This window comes from Streptomyces subrutilus (assembly GCF_008704535.1).
Classification (GTDB): Bacteria; Actinomycetota; Actinomycetes; order Streptomycetales; family Streptomycetaceae; genus Streptomyces; species Streptomyces subrutilus.
Window position 1 is genome coordinate 928,436 of record NZ_CP023701.1, and the last position, 17,913, is coordinate 946,348.

Annotated in this window: 18 protein-coding genes and 1 pseudogene; 9 read left to right on the top strand and 10 right to left on the bottom strand. The window is 75.2% G+C overall.

Translation table 11 applies throughout. The features are described from left to right. Window positions 1-88: 88 nt before the first annotated feature. A complete protein-coding gene (locus CP968_RS04060; protein ID WP_150516675.1) occupies window positions 89-1,123 on the top strand; it encodes a DMT family transporter in 1,035 nt (344 codons plus the stop codon). Window positions 1,124-1,501: 378 nt separating this feature from the next. Here CP968_RS04060 and CP968_RS04065 read toward each other — a convergent pair whose 3' ends face one another. The 5 genes from CP968_RS04065 to CP968_RS04090 all read right to left on the bottom strand — a co-directional run bounded on the left by CP968_RS04065 (window position 1,502) and on the right by CP968_RS04090 (window position 6,693). Then, window positions 1,502-2,623: a methyltransferase domain-containing protein gene (locus CP968_RS04065; protein WP_150516676.1), complete on the bottom strand. Its 1,122-nt coding sequence runs from the start codon at window positions 2,621-2,623 to the stop codon at window positions 1,502-1,504. Window positions 2,624-2,752: 129 nt separating this feature from the next. Further along, complete coding sequence (locus CP968_RS04070; RefSeq protein ID WP_150516677.1) at window positions 2,753-3,127, bottom strand: YbjQ family protein; 375 nt, start codon at window positions 3,125-3,127, stop codon at window positions 2,753-2,755. Window positions 3,128-3,254: 127 nt separating this feature from the next. Beyond that, the gene (locus CP968_RS04075) at window positions 3,255-3,608 is read right to left on the bottom strand and encodes a PIN domain-containing protein (protein ID WP_150516678.1); all 354 of its coding nucleotides are present in this window, start codon (window positions 3,606-3,608) and stop codon (window positions 3,255-3,257) included. Window positions 3,609-3,610: 2 nt separating this feature from the next. Next, the gene (locus CP968_RS34640; RefSeq protein ID WP_229886288.1) at window positions 3,611-5,926 is read right to left on the bottom strand and encodes a phosphatase domain-containing protein; all 2,316 of its coding nucleotides are present in this window, start codon (window positions 5,924-5,926) and stop codon (window positions 3,611-3,613) included. Between the two features lie 122 nt (window positions 5,927-6,048). Continuing rightward, entirely contained in the window at window positions 6,049-6,693 is a 645-nt protein-coding gene (locus CP968_RS04090) for a TetR/AcrR family transcriptional regulator (protein WP_229886290.1), read from the bottom strand. Between the two features lie 117 nt (window positions 6,694-6,810). Here CP968_RS04090 and CP968_RS04095 point away from each other — a divergent pair, with 117 nt between their 5' ends. Beyond that, window positions 6,811-7,506, top strand: a complete 696-nt coding sequence (locus CP968_RS04095; protein WP_150516679.1) for a hypothetical protein — start codon at window positions 6,811-6,813, stop codon at window positions 7,504-7,506. Between the two features lie 248 nt (window positions 7,507-7,754). Beyond that, on the top strand, window positions 7,755-8,750 hold the full coding sequence (locus CP968_RS04100; protein ID WP_150516680.1) for a hypothetical protein: 996 nt from the start codon (window positions 7,755-7,757) through the stop codon (window positions 8,748-8,750). Window positions 8,751-8,808: 58 nt separating this feature from the next. On the opposite strand, the gene CP968_RS04105 is transcribed toward CP968_RS04100, so the two are convergent. Then, complete coding sequence (locus CP968_RS04105; RefSeq protein ID WP_150516681.1) at window positions 8,809-9,246, bottom strand: VOC family protein; 438 nt, start codon at window positions 9,244-9,246, stop codon at window positions 8,809-8,811. 91 nt (window positions 9,247-9,337) lie between these two features. Between CP968_RS04105 and CP968_RS04110 the strand changes: the two genes are divergently transcribed. Continuing rightward, window positions 9,338-10,114 carry a YoaK family protein gene (locus tag CP968_RS04110; RefSeq protein ID WP_150516682.1) on the top strand — a complete coding sequence of 259 codons (777 nt, stop codon included), beginning with the start codon at window positions 9,338-9,340 and terminating at the stop codon, window positions 10,112-10,114. Here CP968_RS04110 and CP968_RS04115 read toward each other — a convergent pair. Continuing rightward, the gene (locus CP968_RS04115) at window positions 10,074-11,027 is read right to left on the bottom strand and encodes an SLAC1 family transporter (RefSeq protein ID WP_229886292.1); all 954 of its coding nucleotides are present in this window, start codon (window positions 11,025-11,027) and stop codon (window positions 10,074-10,076) included. The genes CP968_RS04110 and CP968_RS04115 overlap by 41 nt on opposite strands. Before the next feature lie 134 nt (window positions 11,028-11,161). On the opposite strand from CP968_RS04115, the gene CP968_RS04120 reads away from it, so the two are divergent. Continuing rightward, complete coding sequence (locus CP968_RS04120) at window positions 11,162-11,554, top strand: TOBE domain-containing protein (protein WP_150516683.1); 393 nt, start codon at window positions 11,162-11,164, stop codon at window positions 11,552-11,554. A gap of 92 nt (window positions 11,555-11,646) precedes the next feature. Here CP968_RS04120 and CP968_RS04125 read toward each other — a convergent pair whose 3' ends face one another. Next, on the bottom strand, window positions 11,647-12,339 hold the full coding sequence (locus CP968_RS04125; RefSeq protein ID WP_150516684.1) for a hypothetical protein: 693 nt from the start codon (window positions 12,337-12,339) through the stop codon (window positions 11,647-11,649). A gap of 176 nt (window positions 12,340-12,515) precedes the next feature. On the opposite strand from CP968_RS04125, the gene CP968_RS04130 reads away from it, so the two are divergent. Next, complete coding sequence (locus CP968_RS04130) at window positions 12,516-12,806, top strand: cation transporter (protein WP_150516685.1); 291 nt, start codon at window positions 12,516-12,518, stop codon at window positions 12,804-12,806. Between the two features lie 258 nt (window positions 12,807-13,064). Next, window positions 13,065-15,319: pseudogene (locus tag CP968_RS04135) on the top strand (heavy metal translocating P-type ATPase). 82 nt (window positions 15,320-15,401) lie between these two features. Here CP968_RS04135 and CP968_RS04140 read toward each other — a convergent pair. Next, entirely contained in the window at window positions 15,402-15,767 is a 366-nt protein-coding gene (locus CP968_RS04140; RefSeq protein WP_150516686.1) for a PRC-barrel domain containing protein, read from the bottom strand. Window positions 15,768-16,035: 268 nt separating this feature from the next. Here CP968_RS04140 and CP968_RS04145 point away from each other — a divergent pair, with 268 nt between their 5' ends. Together CP968_RS04145 and CP968_RS04150 are read left to right on the top strand one after the other, a co-directional pair. Further along, window positions 16,036-16,215 carry a CsbD family protein gene (locus CP968_RS04145; protein ID WP_150516687.1) on the top strand — a complete coding sequence of 60 codons (180 nt, stop codon included), beginning with the start codon at window positions 16,036-16,038 and terminating at the stop codon, window positions 16,213-16,215. Between the two features lie 147 nt (window positions 16,216-16,362). Further along, window positions 16,363-16,572, top strand: coding sequence for a hypothetical protein (locus CP968_RS04150; protein ID WP_150516688.1), 210 nt, complete (start codon window positions 16,363-16,365; stop codon window positions 16,570-16,572). An 11-nt stretch (window positions 16,573-16,583) separates the two neighbouring features. Here CP968_RS04150 and CP968_RS04155 read toward each other — a convergent pair whose 3' ends face one another. Next, window positions 16,584-17,798, bottom strand: a complete 1,215-nt coding sequence (locus CP968_RS04155; RefSeq protein ID WP_150516689.1) for an MFS transporter — start codon at window positions 17,796-17,798, stop codon at window positions 16,584-16,586. Window positions 17,799-17,913: the final 115 nt, after the last annotated feature.

Sequence of the window (17,913 nt, forward strand, 5' to 3'; positions counted from 1 at the left end):
GCGGGTGTCCCGTCCGGCGTTGTGGACCCCTTGACTACGCCCTCTTTGGACCTGCTCACCGGACCATTGTGCGGCCAGGCTGGACCGTATGAGAACCCCCACCGCCTTCCGGGACCTGGCACCCGGTACCGCCGGGATGGTGCTGGTCGGCAGCAGCGTCACCGCCTCCCGTTCCCTCGTCGACGCCCCCCTCTTCGGCGTCCAGGCCGTCCGCTACGCGGCCGCCGCCCTGCTGCTGGTCGCCCTGGCCCGGGCCGCCCGCGTGCCGCTCCTGCGGCCGCGCGGCCGCGAGTGGCTGTGGCTGGCCGGGATCGCGGCGAGCGGGCTGGTGCTGTTCAACGTGGCCGTCGTCCGCGGGGTCGCGCACGCCGAACCGGCCGTCATCGCGGTCGCGGTGGCCTCGGTGCCGGTCCTGCTCGGGCTGGTCGGACCGGTCCTGGAGGGGCGCCGGCCCAGCCGTCGGGTGCTGCTCGCCGCTCCCGTCGTGGTCGCCGGGGCCGTTCTGGTCGAGGGGACCGGCCGCACCGATGCCGCCGGGGTGGGGTGGGCCGCGCTCGCGCTGGGCTGCGAGGCGGGCTTCACCCTGCTCGCCGTACCGGTGCTGCGGCGCCACGGGCCGTGGGGGGTGTCGGTGCACGCGGTGTGGCTGGGGGCGGCGATGCTGGCGGTGCTCACCCTGCTGTTCGAGCGCCCGGCCGACCTCGGGTCGCTCCGCCCGGCCCAGTGGGCCACCACCGGCTACCTGGCCGTGATGGTGACGGCCGTGGCCTTCCTGCTCTGGTACCGCACCGTGGCCGCCGTGGGCTCCGGCCGGGCCGGGCTGCTGACCGGGATCGCCCCGCTCGCGGCGGCCGCGGCGGGGGTCGTGGCGGGCGGGGGCGTGCCGGAGCCGACGGTGTGGCTGGGCCTGGCCGTGGTGGTCGCCGGTCTGGCGGCGGGCCTGCGCCCGGACCGCGCCCCGGACTCCGCCGCCGTCCCGGCACCCGGCCGCGCTCCGGCGCACCCACCGGCGACCGTGTCGCCGGCCGCGCGGCGACCGGACGGGGCGGGCCGGTCCCGCGCCGGCGGTCCGGGCCCCGCCGACGCGGCCGTGCGCACCGGACCGGGGCCGGGGTCCCCTTGAGGCACCCGGCCCGGTGGATCACAATCCGCAGAGGGCGACGCCCCCGTACGGCAGTGGGATGCGGTACTTCTCCCCCACCGCCAACCACCGCACGCTCGGCCTGGTCCGCCTCGGGGTGGAGGTGCGGCGGGGACGGCTGCCGGTCGTCGGGCCGCGCGCCCTCGACCACGAGGACCCGGCCCGCTTCAGCCGCCTGTCCAGCCGCCGGGGGGCACGGCCCCGGTGCGCTTCCGCGCCCAGCAGTCGGTCCGCGGCTGACGGTCCGCGGTCGGTCCCACCGCACCGGTCGGTTCGGTCGTACGGCACCGGTCGGTCGCACCGCGCCGGTCGTGAGGCGGGCCGCCCGGCCGGAACCGCGCCGGGCCGCCGGACCGTCCGTCAGGCCGGGCGGCGCGCGTAGCAGAAGAGGTGCTCCTCCGGCTCCGCCAGGCCGCCCGCGGGGCGGAAGGCCGCCGTGTGGTGGTGGAGGACCTCCAGGCCCCGGTCGGCGAGCCGGGACAGGTGGTCCTCGGTGGAGAGGCTGCTGACGGTGACCTCGTGGCCCATCCACTCGATGTCGAGGCCCCGGATGTCACCGGGCACCGTCGCCATCACGAAGTAGCCGCCCGGCGCCACCCACGAGGCCATGCGGTCCAGCGCGTCCGCGACCTCCGGCTGGTCCATCACCAGCAGGGGGAAGAAGGCGCACACCGCGTCGAAGCCCTCCGGTCCGGGCGCGTACGTCCGTACGTCGGCCTGCTCGAAGCGTGCCTGCGGGACCCGGCTGCGGGCCAGGGCGACCATGGCCGCCGAGACGTCGATGCCGGTGACGGCGCAGCCGGCCCGGGCCAGCGCTTCGGCCGTGGGCCGCCCGGTGCCGCTGCCGACGTCGAGCACGCGGGCTCCGGCGGGCAGCCGGGCGGTGAGCCAGTCGAGTGCGGCGAGCTGCCCGGGCACCCGGCCGAACGCCTCCTCGTAGCGCTCCGCCAGCGCGTCGAACACCTCCGCCGCCGACTTGCGTCGTGTCATCCGACCTCCTCGTCGCGAGGGTCCACCGTACTGCGCGGGGGCGCCGGACGACGGCCGTTCGGGGGCGGCGCGGGGTGCTACGGGCGGTGGCCGACGTTCAGTTCGGCGATCGAGGTCCACGGGTTGCCGCCCACCTCGCGGGTGGCGGTGAGCCTGACGTAGCGGGCCGTTCGGGGTGAACCCGACGTCCTGGCCGCCGGCGCCGTCGGCGAAGGTCCCGGTGGCCGCGGCGGGTCCCCAGGTCACGCCGTCGGTGGAGGTCGACACCCGGTAGTCGGCGATGCGGCCGTGGCCCCGCGTCTGCCGGGGCGGGTGGCGCAGGGCCGAGACGTCGTAGGCGGCGCCGAGGTCGAGGGTCAGCGCGTGCGGCATCGGCGCGGTGGCGGCGTACCACCGGGTGTGCCAGAGGGTGGAGGCGTCGCCGTCCAGGACGTTGGCGGCGCTGCCGTTCTCACCGGCGGTCTCCTCGCTGTCCACGGCCTTCACGCTCATCCGCCCCTGCGGCACGAGGAGTTCACCGCCGCCGGCCGGCGGAGCGGCGTCCTGGATTTACGCTGCGGGCCCAGGGCCCCGGGCGCGGGCGCGCGCCGTCGGGGGCGGGGCGGACGCGCGGCGGAGTGGCTACCCGGCGGCGGGCACGAGGACGACGGCGGTCCCGTAGGCGCACACCTCGGTGCCGACGTCGGCGGCGTCGGTCACGTCGAAACGCATCGTCAGCACGGCGTTCGCACCCCGCGCCGTGGCCTGTTCGATGAGCCGGTCCATCGCCTGGTTGCGGGTCTCCACCAGGGTCTTGGTGAGGCCCTTCAGCTCGCCGCCGATCATCGACTTGAGGCCGGCGCCGATCTGGCTGCCCAGGTGCCGGGAGCGCACGGTCAGGCCGAAGACCTCCCCGATGACCTGCTCGACCCGGTAACCGGGGACGTCGTTGGTCGTCACGACGAGGACGCCCGTCTGCTGCGCGCCGGGGCCGCCGCCGTAGTCGTCGATACCCATGGCTCCCACTGTGCGGCGGCCCGCGGCCCGCCGCATCCCGGGCCGGGACGGGCGGGCCGCGGCTCCGGGCGCGTCCCGGGGAGGCGGAAGCGGCCCGAGGCCACCCCGTGGAGGAACGGGGGCCCGGTCAGGGTGCGGGACGCACGGTGCGCGGGCCCGCGCAGTCGGCGCCGAGCGCCCGGACCCGCTCGCGCAGCTCCCGGTCGGCCGTGACCACGGTGCAGCCGCGCTCCGCGTAGGCCGCGGCCAGCTCCACGATCCGGTCGTCACCGCTTCCGGGCGCCTCGTCCACGCGCACCCCGGGCACGGACCGGACGCCGCGGGCCGCGCCTTCGAGCACGAGCACCACCTCCTCGTCGCCCTCCCGCGCCGCGAGCAGGTCGCGCAGCCGCTCGGCCGCGCCGCGCCGGTCGCGCCACCAGCCGTCCGGTACCGAGCCGACGACGTTCGCCCCGTCCACCAGGAGCACCCGGGCCGCCACGGCTAGAAGTCCCCGTAGTTGACCTGCCAGGTGGGCAGGCCCATCCGCCGCCAGAGCGCCACCACCCGGTCCCGGTCGTCGAGCGAGACCCGCACCGCGTACCGGTGGCGTACGTGCGCGTCGAACAGCTCGGCCTTGACCACGTCGTCGCGCCGGGTGTCCCCGGCCGCGCGCATCCACAGTTCGTCGTACGGCACCGCGTACCGGCGCAGCCAGGCCTCGGTCTGCGGCCGGTGCTCCTCGCTGCGTCCGGAGAGCAGCACGACGGTGTCGCCGTCGGCGCGCCGGAAGGCGTCCAGGGCGCGCTTGACCGGCTCGTTGAGCAGGTCGAGTCCGCAGCGCGAGAAGTCGTACGGTCCGCGGTCGCCGGTCAGCGCGAGCGTGCCGTCGATGTCGCACATCACCGCGGCCGGCAGCGCCGGGTCGGGGACGTACCCGGTCACGGGCGGCGGCGCGGAGCCGTCGGATCCGCCGTTCATCCACTCCGCCGTGAGCCGCCAGCCGCCCTTGCGGGCCTTGCGGTGCTTGTCGGCCAGGATGCGGATGATCTCCTCGCCGACCTGCCGCTCCCGGGCGGCGTCGCGGCGCAGGCATTCCTCCAGCGGGACGTCGGTGAAGTCGTGCACGACGAACGTGGCGAGGCCGCCGACCGCCGCTTTGAGCCGCTTGGGGATGTGCTTGGTCAGGTGGGTGTTGTCGACGACCACGTCGAAACCCCCGTCGACGGCGGCGCGTACGGCCGCGTCCTGGACGGCCAGGACCGTCTGTTCGTGCGCGTGGCCGCGACCGCGCCCGGGATCCGGCAGGTCGAGCATGCTCCGCAGGTCGTCGAGGTTGACGCGGCGCATCCGGCCGCCGGCCTCGGCCTGCAGGGCGCGGGCCGCGGTGGTCTTGCCGGAGGCGGGCAGGCCCGTCATGACGTGCACGACGGGCAGCGGCGGCTCCTCGGGGACGGTTCCGGGCCGGGCGGCCGGTACGGCGGCGGGCCTCTCGGCCGCGGCGCCGCCGGGTACGGTGCGCGCGGGCACCGGGACGGCCCGGGCACCGGCCGCGGCCGGCCGTACGGGCGCCGTGCCGGGCGGCGGCGCGGCAGCGGGTGCCGGCGCGGGCGCGGTCTCCTCGTCCGTGGCGAACGGGTCGGAGGGCTCGGGCCGCACCGAGCGCCAGCCGATGAGGTCGGTGCGGCGGCCGTCGAGGCGCAGGAACATCGCGGCGCGCAGTCCGCGCTCGGGCAGCGCCTGCACGGCCCGCGCGAAGGCGGCCCGGTCCGCGCCGAGGTGCGCGAGCCCCGCGTACGCCTCGTCCACCGCGCGTTCGTGGCGTGCGGCCTCGTCCTCCAGTCGGGCGACGACCTCGCGCACCCAGGCGTCGAACTCGTCGGGGACCTCGTCGAGCAGTGCGTCGAGCGGCTTGCTGCCGCCGGCCTCGATCTCCTCGACGGTGCAGTTGAGTCCCTGGGCGAGCAGCTTGGCGGGCACCGAGGCGAACCGCTGGACGCCGTGGGCGCGCCAGACGTCCCGTTCGGTGACGCTGGTCAGCATGCGGTGCAGCCGTACGTACTCGGACAGTTTGGCCTTCGCGCGCACGCCGGAGGAGAAGCGCAGCACGAAGCCCTCGGCCTGGGTGCCGGTGGCGCCGGCTCCGTCGGGGAGGGTGTTGGAGTCGGCGAGCGCGACGAGTTCGTCGAGGGGCATGGCGGGCCACACCGTGACGACGGAGCCGACCCCCTGCCAGTGGGGTGCGGCCTCGGCGAGCGGGACCTCGGTGCCGTCGGTGCGGAAGGCGGCGAGGAGGACGAGGTCGCGGCGGTCGCCGTAGTCGACGACGATGCGGTTCTGCGGGTAGAGGATCTCGGCCAGGTAGGTCACGCCGGGGACGAGCGCCGAGGTGTCTCGGCCGTCGAGGCGGCGCTGGGCCCAGGTGGCCTGGACGCTGGTGAAGGAGGCCTTGGAGGCCACCAGCCAGCGGCCCGCGTAGTGGAAGACCACGGCGAGGCTGCCGTCGACCTTGTCGTAGACCTCGAACGGCTCGTCCGGCAGGGCGGGTGCGTACGGCTGTCCGGACTCGTGCTCGCCGACGTTGAAGAACTTGGGCAGCGGGAGCGCGACGATCGTGCCGGTGCCGTCGTCGGCGACGAGGCCGCGGCAGCGCGTGGTGACCGTGTTCCAGACGCGCTCGTACTGGGCCGTCCGCGTGTACGTGTAGATGGACAGCGGCAGTTCGGGGTGCGCCTTGCGGGTCACGTGCCCGGCGTCGATCGACGCGGCGAGCTCGTGGGCGGGCATCAGGTCGTGCAGAGTCAGGCGGTCCTGGCTCATGGGTTCCTCCCGGGTCGAGATGGCTCATTCTCACGTGCGCAAGGCACTGCCCGGTACTCGATTCCGCCTGGTCGGAGCCTGCCCGGTCCGCTGGTGCCGAGGAGGCCGTCCCCGCCGTCGCCCTACGCGGTGCGGGGGCGGTCGGGCGTGCCGAGGTAGGCGATCGCCATGGCGCCGAGTTCGTCCGCGTAGCGGAGCCTGGCCTCCTCGCCGGTGGCGGGGTCGGGGCGCACGGAGTTGTGGAAGCAGGCGCCGAGGACGGCGCGGGCCGCGGTGTCCAGCGCGGTCTCCGGGTCGGAGCGCCGGATCTGGCCGGTGTAGGGGGCCGCGGCTTCGAGCAGGAGCCGGTGGATTTCGGTGATGGTGCGGGCCCCGCGGTCCAGTGACCCGGTTCCCCGCGCGCGCAGCAGCTCGGGGAAGAGGCTGCTGCTGTCGGCGAAGGACTGCAGCAGGGCGTGCGCGTAGGCGTCCATCACGCCGGAGAGCGACGGCTCGGCCGCGCGCAGCCGCTCGGCGACGTACTCCTCGCGCCGTTCGAGCATCCGTTCGGACAGCGCGGTGATCAGCTGCTCCTTGTCCTCGAAGCGGCGGTAGATCGTGCCGACCGAGACGCCGGCGCGTGCGGCGACGCCCGTGATGGTCATCTCGTCCAGGCCGTCCGTGGAGGCGATCTCCTCGGCCGCCCGCAGCACGCGGGCCAGTGTCGCGGCGCTGCGCGCCTGCCTGGGCTCCCGGTAGGGCACGGGGCGGTCTGGCTCCACGGTCATGTCCCGCATCGTACGGGCGGCGGTCTCACCTGGTCCCTTTGACAAGGGGTGCACTCCTCTGGGTAACCTCGTATTGTGAACGTGAATTCACATTCGCATTCTACTGGAGGTTCGACCATGACCGACAAGCAGGCCTTCCCGCCCGTGACCGTGACGCTGGAGTCGGGGCCCACGGGTTCCGGGAGCATCGACGACTTCGAGCTGTTCTACGCCCGCCGCGCACTGGACCGCTTCCGGACGCGGCTCGGACGCCAGGGCCTCCTCGACCTCCTGGCTGCGGACATCGAGGAGGGCAACGCCTTCCTGCGGGAGAGCGCGCTCGCCTCCGACGGCCGCTTCACGCCGGGCACCACCGTGCTCGCGACCCGCGGCCTGACCTCGGGCGAGTTCCTGGCCTGGATGGAGAAGGCCTTCGCGGGCGACGAGAAGCCGCTCCTGGACGCCCACCCCGAGCACTACGTGATGGCCCCCGGCGCCGACGGGTTCAACGTGGTGGAGAACATCGGCCCCCACGTCTGCTCGTTCTACATGGGCGGCTGGGGAACGGACGCGATGGCATGGGCCGCGGACGCGGACGAACTGCTGCCGGAGTCCGACTTCCCGCACACGATGTCCTCGAACCTCTTCCTGGCCGACGGCACGGTCGTCGGGCGGGCGCTGACGCAGTTCGGCGACACCGCCGACGGCTTCACCGCGAGCCTGACGGTCTACGTGCCCACCTCGTGCCCGCCGGACGTCCTGGAGCACCACCTGCGGCACTACGCCGTCGAGTTCAGGAACTGGATCGTCGCCGCCGCGGCCGCCCGCGCCTGAGGCACGCCGCCGGACTCCGGGCGGCTCCGGCCCTGGCGGGCGGGGCGGCCCGGCGCCCGGCCGGGCTCCGCGGAGCCCCGTTCCGGCGTACGCGATCCCCCGGTCGGCAGTGCCCTCCCCTCCCGCCCTCCCCCCGGCCCGACTCCGGCCGGGGCCCAGGCCCCGGCCGGGAAGCGGGCCGCCGCTCCCCGCCGACCGGCCCTCCCCCACCGCGCACGGCACGAACACGCAGCAGAGAAGGACCCACGATGTCGAACCGCTCCACCCCGCCCGGTACGGGACGCAAGCTGGCCTTGGTCGTCCTCGGCCTGGCGGCCCTGATCACCACGATGCTGTGCGCCTTCGCGCTGCCCTCGCTCCACAGCGGACCCCACCACGTCCCCCTCGGCGTCACCGGACCCCGGCAGACCGTCGAAGGCCTCCGGGACGGCGCCGACGCGGACGCGTGGGACGTCCGCGTCTACGCGACCCCCGCCGCCGTGCGGTCCGCGGTCGAGGACCGGGCGATAGCCGGCGGCCTCGCGGTCACCGATCACGGCGTCGACGTCTACACCGCGACCGCCGGCGGCCCCTCCGCCACCGTTGCACTCACCGCGCTGGGCGACGGCGTCGCCGCACAGCACGGGGCGAAGGCAACCGTCCACGACCTGGTGCCCTTCACCGAGGACGACCCCCGCGGCACGGGACTGACCTCGGCGCTCCTGCCCATGATCTTCGGCGGAATCTTCCCCGCCCTCATCCTCGGCAGCGTCTTCCCCGGCCACCGCGGACTGCGGACCCGCCTGGCGGGAGCCCTGCTGTTCTCCGCCGTGGCGGGCGCCGCCGTCACCGCCGTCCTGCAGTTCGCCACCCACTCGATCGACGGCGGCTACGCCCAGAGCGCCCTCGGCGTCATCCTCGGCATGGCCGCCATGTCCACCACCCTCCTCGGCCTGCATGCCTTCCTCGGCATGGCCGGGTTCGCCCTCGGCGGCGCCCTGATGATGCTCCTGGGCAACCCCCTCTCCGGGCTCGCCACCGGCCCCCACTGGCTCCCCACCGGCTGGGCCGCCCTCGGCCAGCTGCTCCCCCCGGGCGCCTCCGGCAGCCTGCTGCGCGCCAACGCCTTCTTCGACGGCACGGGGGCCGGGCTGCCCGCGCTCGTCCTCGGCGCCTGGGTCGCCGTCGGCATCGCCTTCGCCCTCCTGGCCGACCGGCGCGGCGCGCGCACGGCCGTACCCCGCCACCCGGCCCCCGCCGTCTGAGCGACGCCCGCCGGAGGTGGTGTCCCGGCCGTGCGCCGTGCCGGCTGCCTCGGACGGCCTAGCCGTGGCTGATGCAGAGCTCGTTGCCCTCGGGGTCGGCGATGGTGGTCCAGACGGAGGGACCCTGGCGGCCCTCGTGCAGGAAGGTGGCGCCCTTCGCCACCAGCCGCTCGACCACGGTCGCGATGTCCTCCTCACCGACGCGCACGTCGAGGTGGACCCGGTTCTTGACGGTCTTCGGCTCCGGGACGCGCAGGAAGAGGATGCGGGGCGCCCGCTCCGGTCCTTCGGGGTGGCGGATGCCCGTGCCCACCGTCCAGACCAGGGTGCCGCGGTGGGTGGTGGTGTCGGCGTCGGTCGCGTGGCCGGCGGCGATGAGGCCGCGGATGAACGCCTCGTCGCTCGGCTCGACCTCCCAGCCCAGGGCGTCGGCCCACCAGTCGGCGAGCGGGTGCGGGTCGGCGCAGTCGATGGTCACCTGAAACGTATAGGCCATGCCGGGACCCTACTGAGCGGACACCGCGTCCGCCACAGGGGACGGCGGGCGGCGACGGACGGGCCGGGGCCGCGGGCCGGGAGGGACGGGCATGACGTCAGGGGCCGGTGCCAGGCGCGGCGTGCTGCGGCGGTCGGCCGCCCTGCTGTTCCCGCCCGGGCCTCCGGGCGCGGGCGGGCCGGGTGCGGCGGGGCGGGCGGGCCCGGGCGGCCCCCACGGGGTGCTGCCGCCGCTGCTGGTGCTGCTCACCTTCGTGAGCGGGCTGGTCGACGCCGTCAGCTACCTCGGCCTGGACCACGCCTTCGTCGCCAACATGACGGGCAACGTGGTCCTCCTCGGCTTCGCGGTCGCCGGGGACCGCTCGCTGTCCGTGCCGGCCACCCTGCTGTCGCTCGGTGCGTTCGTGGCCGGGGCCCTGGCCGCCGGCCGGCTGCTGCCCGGCCGCAGGGCGCGGCGGGTCTTCGGCCCGCTGGTGGGGGTGCAGGCGGCCCTGGTGGGCTGCGCCCTCGTGCTGACGGCGGGCGGGGCCGGGCGGCTCGCGGTCATCGCGCTGCTGGCGGTGGGGATGGGGCTGCAGAACGCCGTCGTCCACCGGTTGGGCGTGCCCGACCTGACGACCACGGTGGTGACGCGGACCCTGACGGGGCTGGCCGCCGATCCGTGGGGAGCGGCGTCCGTACGGCGTCTGGTGTCGGTCGCGGCGCTGGCGTGCGGGGCGCTGTGCGGGGGGCTGCTGATGCTGCGCCACGGGTCCCGGTGGGCGCTGCTGGCGGCGGTGGTCCTGCTGGCGTGGGTGGCGGTACTGGGCTGGTGGAAGCGTACGGAGCTCAGCGCGCCGGCGGGGGGCGGCGGGCGCGGCGGGAGCTGAGCAGGGCGGCGAGGGTCAGCAGGCAGGAGGCGACGGCGATCCAGAGCAGGGCCGTGCCCAGCGGGCGCAGCCAGCCGATCCCGGTCGGCTGCGCGGCGGCGAGGCAGGCGGTGGCGGTCATGCCGAGCGGGAAGACGGTGGCCCAGCGGCGGACGTCGTAGTGCGTGCGGGGGTGTCGCACCTCGGCGGCCAGGAGCACGGCGTACCAGGCGAGGGAGAGCGCGAGGGTCGCCAGCGCGGCGGTGCGCAGGGCCGTGTGGACGGGCCCGGTCCAGACGGGTGACGCGGTGAGCTTGGCCGCGGTCAGGGCGCAGAGCGAGAGCGCACCGCCGGCCACCCAGTGGTCGCCCGCGCCGCCGGCCACTTCGCGGAGGTCGAAATGGGCGAGCGCCAGGACGTAGAGCAGCAGCCCCAGGCAGAAGGCGGCCAGCGCCGCCCGGTCCAGCCAGGGCAGGCGGAGGGCTGCGGCGAGAACGGCGGCCAGGACGGCCAGGCCCTGGGTGGCGACGCAGACGAGGAAGGCCACCCCCGGCATCCGGCGCCGCCAGTGCCGTACGACGTGGTACGTCAGCCCGGGCCACAGCACCGCGGCCAGTACCAGGAGTGCGGCGGAGGCGTCCTGTCGGCCGAGTTCGGAGACCCGGCAGCCGATCACGGTGGTGGCGGCGACGGCGGTCAGACCGGCCGGGGTGTCCGCGTCGGCCCGGAACCGGCCGCGGTCGCCGGCCAGCCGGGCGGTGAACTCCGCGCCCAGCAGCAGCCACAGGGAGCCCGCGACGGCCAGGGCGACCAGCGACAGCGCCTCCCGCCCGATGAGGTGCAGGCCCACGGAGAGGATGCCGGCGGCCATGACGGCGGCGCCCGCGGCCGGGGAGAGTCCGGCCCGCCAGCCGCGACCGGAGAGAGGGCTCACCCCTCCAGCGGACACCACGCCCCCCGCTCCCGCCAGCGCACGGCGACGGGACCGTCGGGAGGGCCCGGCGGCGTCCGACCTGCCCGGGCATGGGCCGGGGCCGGGGCCCGGGTCGGCGCCAGTAGGGTGGCGCCATGGAGTCCTACACGATCGGCCAGGCGGCCCGGCTGCTGGGCGTCAGCGCCGATACGGCCCGCCGCTGGGCGGACGCCGACCGCTTCCCCACCCGGCGGGAGGGGAACCGCCGCATCATCGACGGCCCCGACCTGGCGGCGTTCTGCGTCGAGGCCGCGCAGGAGGGGGCCGAGGGCGAGGAGGCCCCGTACACCTCGGTCCGCAACGCCTTCCCCGGCATCGTGACCGGGATCCGGCTCGGCGACGTGTCCGCCCAGGTCGAGGTCCAGGCCGGACCGCACCGCGTGGTGTCGCTGCTGACCCGGGAGGCGGTCGAGGAGCTGGGCCTGGAGGTGGGCATGCGGGCCACGGCCCGGGTGAAGTCCACCAGCGTGCACATCGACCGGGGCTGATCCCGCGGGCAGCCGCGGGGCGCCCTCCGAATCCACCCGCTCCGGATCGCCGATCCGGATGCGGAGCAGCGCTCCGAATCGACTGCTCGCCGTCAGTGGGAGTGGTCGCCCGACGACTCCCCCGCGCCGGAGGCGGGCGGCTGGGACGAGGGGGTCCGTGCGGGCTCCGGTGCGGCGGCCGTCGCGGTGCCCGCGCGGACGGTGAAGGCGGCCGTGCGGACCGCGCTCCCGTGCCGGAAGTCCGGGAAGAGGCGGTAGGACCCGGCGCCGGGGGCCGTCGCCGTGAAGGAGACCTCGGGGCCGGGGCCGCCTTCGTTCGGGTGGACGTGCAGGTGGGCCTGGTCCCTGTCGCGCAGGGCGACGAGGTGGCCGTACGCGCCGAGGTACGGCTCCAGGTCCGTGACCGGCCTGCCGTCCTTGCTGACCGTGAGCTCCGGTTCGCCCGCCGTGCCGGGGTCGAGGGTCCCGGCCGGCGCCTCCCGGTAGTTGGCTGCCTCGGCGGGCGGGGGCAGCGGGTTCGGGGCGTACGCGCCGGGGACCGACAGGTCGGCTCCCGGCGTGACGCGCTCGGCGCCGGGAGCCGACGGCTCGAAGTGGGCGAATGCCTCGTGGAGACCGCCGGCCGCCGGCCCCTGCTCCCCCGGCCGCGCCTGCGCCGCGTGCCCGGCGTGTTCCGGCGCGGCCGGGGCTCCGGCGGGGCCGACGCCGCGGCCGACCCCGTACGCGGCGGCGAACGCGGCCGCGAGCGCGGCGGCGAAGGCGGTGATCCTGACTCCGGTGTTCATGGCTGTCTCCCGTACGACGTAGGGCCGCGTGCGGCGGCCTCCCCGGCTCACAATACCCCCGGGGGGTATCAAGTCAAGCGGGGGTCGACACTTGCGCCAGATACCCACCGGGGGTATATCTGGAGGCCGGCCCCAGATACCCCCACAGGGTATCTGGATCGATCAAGGAGAAGCCCATGTCTTCCTGCTGTGCTCCCGACGGCGGCTGCGGCACCGGCGCCGGAGCGTCCACCACCGTCACCGCGGTCGTCGACGGCACCGCCACGGTCTACCGCGTGTCCGGCATGACCTGCGGCCACTGCGAGACCGCCATCAGCACGTCGGTCGGGGCCCTGGACGGGGTCCTCGGCGTGGACGTGGACGTGGCGGGCGGACTGGTCACCGTCACCGCGGCCGGCGCGCCCGACGACTCCGCCGTCGCGGCGGCGGTCGGCGACGCCGGATACGAACTGACCGGCCGCGCCTGAGCCCGGCCCGACACACCGGCAGACCGCCCACCGGCCGAACGACCCGAACGACCCGACCGGCAAACCGGCGGACTGACAGGCCGGCGGACCGGTCGGCCCGCCGGCCCGCCGATCCGCCGGCCCGCCGATCCGCCGGCCCGCCGATCCGCCGGCCCGCCGATCCGCCGTCCGGCCACCGCCCCCGAACCACCGGCCGCCGGCCAGCCCGCCCACCGGGCCCCGCCCCCGGCCCCGCTCGCGCTCGAACGAGGAGCATCCATGACCACCCTCACTCCCGGCGCCGCCCAGGTCGAGCTCGCCATCGGCGGCATGACCTGCGCCTCGTGCGCGGCCCGCATCGAGAAGAAGCTCAACCGCATGGACGGGGTCGAGGCCACCGTCAACTACGCGACCGAGAAGGCCCGCGTCACCTTCGACGCGGACATCTCCGTCGCCGAACTGATCGCCACCGTCGAAGCCACCGGGTACAGCGCCCGGGAACCGGTGCGCGCCCCCGCCGGCGGCCCGCCGGACACCGGCGCCGGCGGGGCCGACGACGGGCAGGACGAGCTGCGGCCCCTGCGCCAGCGGCTGCTGACCGCCGTGGCGCTGGCCGTCCCCGTCATCGCGATGGCCATGGTCCCGGCCCTGCAGATCGAGTACTGGCAGTGGCTGTCGCTGACCCTCGCCGCGCCCGTCGTCACCTACGCGGCCTGGCCCTTCCACCGCGCCGCCTGGACCAACGCCCGGCACGGCGCGGCCACCATGGACACCCTCGTCTCGGTGGGCACGACGGCCGCGTTCCTGTGGTCCCTGTGGGCGCTGTTCTTCGGCACCGCCGGAACTCCCGGCATGACCCACCCCTTCGAGTTCACCATCGCCCGGAGCGACGGCGCCGGGAACATCTACCTGGAGGCGGCGGCCGGTGTCACCGCCTTCATCCTGGCGGGCCGGTACTTCGAGGCCCGCTCCAAGCGGAAGGCCGGGGCCGCCCTCAGGGCCCTGATGGAACTGGGCGCCAAGGAGGTCACCGTGCTGCGCGGCGACCGCGAGGTCGTCCTGCCCACGTCCGAACTGCGGGTCGGCGACCGCTTCCTGGTCCGTCCCGGCGAGAAGATCGCCACCGACGGCACGGTCGTCGAGGGCTCCTCCGCCGTGGACGCCTCCATGCTCACCGGCGAGTCGGTCCCGGTCGAGGTGACCGTCGGCGGCTCCGTCACCGGCGCCACCCTCAACGCCGGCGGCCGGCTGGTCGTCGAGGCCACCCTGGTCGGCTCCGACACCCAACTCGCCCGCATGGCGCGACTGGTGGAGGACGCCCAGAACGGCAAGGCCGCCGCCCAGCGGCTCGCCGACAAGATCTCCGCCGTGTTCGTCCCCGTCGTCATCGGGCTGGCGCTGGCCACCCTCGGCTTCTGGCTCGGCTCCGGCGCCGGACTGACCGCGGCCTTCACCGCGGCCGTCGCCGTCCTGATCATCGCCTGCCCCTGCGCCCTCGGGCTCGCCACCCCGACCGCCCTCATGGTCGGCACCGGACGCGGCGCCCAGCTCGGCATCCTGATCAAGGGGCCCGAGGTGCTGGAGACGACCCGCAAGGTCGACACCATCGTCCTGGACAAGACCGGCACCGTCACGACCGGCCGGATGACCCTGCTCGCGGTGCACACCGCCGAGGACACCGACGAGGCCGAGGTACTGCGGCTGGCCGGCGCCCTGGAGCACGCCTCCGAGCACCCCATCGCCCGGGCGGTGGCGGCCGGCGCGGCCGCGCGCGTCGGGACCCTCCCGACGCCGGAGGACTTCGCCAACCTCCCCGGGCTCGGCGTCCAGGGGATCGTGGACGGCCACGCCGTGCTCGTCGGCCGCGCGAAGCTGCTCGCCGAGTGGGCCATCGACCTGCCCGCACCCCTGCGGCGGGCCGGGGCCGAGGCGCAGGCGGCGGGCCGGAGGTGGCCTGGGACGGCCGGGCGCGGGCGCTGCTGGAGGTCGCGGACGCGGTCAAGGAGACCAGCGCCGACGCCGTCGTCCAGCTGCGCGCCCTGGGCCTGACTCCGATCCTGCTGACCGGCGACAACGAGGCCGTCGCGCGGGCGGTGGCGGCGGAGGTCGGCATCGACGAGGTCATCGCCGAGGTCATGCCGCAGGACAAGGTGGACGTGATCGAGCGACTGCAGGGCGAGGGCCGCAGCGTCGCGATGGTCGGCGACGGGGTCAACGACGCGGCCGCGCTGGCCCGGGCCGATCTCGGCCTGGCCATGGGCACCGGCACCGACGCCGCGATCGAGGCGGCGGACCTGACCCTGGTCCGCGGGGACCTGCGGGCCGCGGCCGACGCCATCCGGCTGGCGCGCAGGACGCTCGGCACCATCCGCTCGAACCTGTTCTGGGCCTTCGCCTACAACGTGGCCGCCCTGCCGCTCGCCGCGGCCGGACTGCTCAACCCGATGATCGCCGGTGCGGCCATGGCCTTCTCGTCGGTCTTCGTGGTCGGCAACAGTCTGCGTCTGCGCGGCTTCCGGTCCGCCGGCAGGTAGCGGAGGACGCCCCTACCGGGTGCCCACGGTGGCCCCGGACCGTCCTGCGGTCCGGGGCCACCGCGATGCGCGCGGGCGGGGGTCAGATCAGCGGTCGGCCCAGGGGGCTGTAGCCGTAGTACGTGCCCACCTGCTGCCGGTAGTCCGCGTCCGCGAGGTGCCGCTCACGGTGGAACTCGGGCGACCGCTTGATCTCGTCCTTGGTGCGGCTCACGTGGACGGTCCGCTGTGCCGGGTCGACGCGGGTCACCGTGCCCGCCGGCAGCAGGACCTCCTTGCCGAAGATCCACACGCCGGTGTCGACCACCAGGTAGGAATCGTCCACTTCGTCGGAGTGCTTGGCGACCTTGCCGATGCCGCCGTCCGTCGCCTCGACCTTGTAGCCGGTCAGGTCGGCGCCCGTCAGATGACCCGACGCCGGGTGATAGCTCCATGCATGCTCGGTCACGCGAAATCAACTCCTCGGATGTGCGCGGGCGGGAGGTTCCCGCCGGGATTCAACCGGTTTTCCGTGCTCGTCGACGCGCCTGCCCCGCCGTCGCGCGGCCATCCCCCGGCCTGTGCGGTAGCCCGTGGAACGACCGAAAAGAGGGTGACGGAAAGTAACCCATTTGCCCCGGATTGCACCGGGGCCGCCGCGGCCGCATGGTGGGCTTGCGCCACCAATCTCCCCAGGTCCCCGGGTTCCACGGTCCCCAGGAAGGAACGGCCTCACCATGAGCAAGGCGAAGGCGAAGGCGAAGCAGGCCAAGGGCAGGCTCAAGGAATCCGCGGGCAGCGCCATGGACAACAGGAAGATGCAGGCGGAGGGCTCGTCCGAGCGGATCGCCGGCATGTCCGAGGAGATGCCGGCGAAGGCCGGCGACAAGACGAAGCGGGCCAAGGGCGGGCACTGACCCCCGGCCGGTGTCCGGCGGCGCACCCGTCACCCGCTCGGGCGCCGCCCCGACCGCCCAGCTGTGCTGACACGTACGCCCCCTCCGCGCACCCGGGCACCCACCGGACCGGCGCGTGAGGGACCGCCCCCTGTCGAAGGGACCGTCGTGATCTTCACTGTGCTGCTCGTGCCTCCCCTCCTCCTCTGCGTGATGCTCGCGCTCGGCCGCTACGAGGAGCACATGCTCGATCCCGACAGGCTGGCGGACTCGGCTCCGCAACGGCACCTGAACCCGGTACCCGAGACCGACCCCGAACTGCCCCCGGCGCCCGCGCCCGCTCCCGCGCCCGCCCGTCCCACCAGCCGGGCCGCCTGACCCGGTCGGCCTCAGGCCGCCTTCACGAGGGCCAACCGCCGCACGGGGCGTACGACGAGCAGCGCGACCGCGCAGCCGAAGCCGATCACCGCTCCCCCCATGAGCAGGCGGTGGATGCCGAAGACGGCACTGGCGGGCCCGGCGATCACCTGGCCGAAGGGGACGGCCAGGATGGAGCCGGCGATCTCGTAGGCCGTGACCCGGTTGAGCCGGTCGGCGGGGATCTGGGTCTGCACGGCGGTGGCCCACTGGACGCCCCAGAACGCCCAGCCGAGCCCGCTGATCCCGTACCCGAGCATCAACAGGGGCAGCTCCGGGACGAGCGAGGCGGCCAGCGGCATCGCCGGGAACAGGAGCATCGCGATGCCGCCGGCCAGGAGCGGGCGGGCGGGCCGGACGCGGATCGCGATCAGGCCGCCGAGGACGCAGCCGGCCCCGAAGGCGCTCTCCGCGTAGCCGAACGCGGCCTTGCCGTGGGCCTCGATGATGGAGGCCGCGCCGAGCGGGGTGACCGGACCCCAGACGAACACGCCCAGCACCCACCAGATGAGGATGACGGCCCAGAGCCAGGACCGGGAGCGGAACTCGTCCCAGCCGGTGCGCAGGTTGTGCAGGGTGGACTGCGAGCGGTCCGCCTCGAAACGGGGCAGCCGCAGGGCCACCAGGCAGATCCCGCTGATCGCGAAGGTGGCCGCGTCGACCGCGAACACCGTGGCGGGGGAGGTGACGGCCACCAGCACGCCGGCGAGCGCGGGCCCGGCCATGGTGGCCACTCCCTGGCTCACCCGCAGCACCCCGTTGGCCTGCTGCGGGTCGGCGGCGACCTGCGGCACCAGGCCGGACAGGCCCGGCTGGAACATCGCGGTCGCGATGCCGCCGAGCAGCGCCCCGGCGACGATGAACCACAGCGGCGGGTGCCCCCACCACAGGTACCCGGCGAGCGAGAGCTGGAGCAGGCAGCGCACGGCGTCCGCACCGATCATCTGCGGCCGGGGGTGGAACCGGTCGGCGAACACCCCGCCGAAGACCACGAAGAGGGCGAACGCCCCCATCCAGGCGCCCAGCGCGTACCCGACCCCGCTCACGCCGTGGCCGAGCGCGAGCATGGCCACCGCCATGGCGACCGGGATCATGGTGTCGCCCACGACCGACATGGTGCGGGCGGTGAAGTAGAGGCTGAAGTTGCGGGTCCAGAGACGGGGCGGCGCGGTGACTGACAACGACATCCGGCCATCCTTCCAAACAACCGCCGCCGGGCGCCCGTTGATTCCCGTCACGGCCCCTGACGCGATCCTGACGCCCGCGGTCCCGTTCCCTACGCCGCGTTGACGCGGCGGCCGC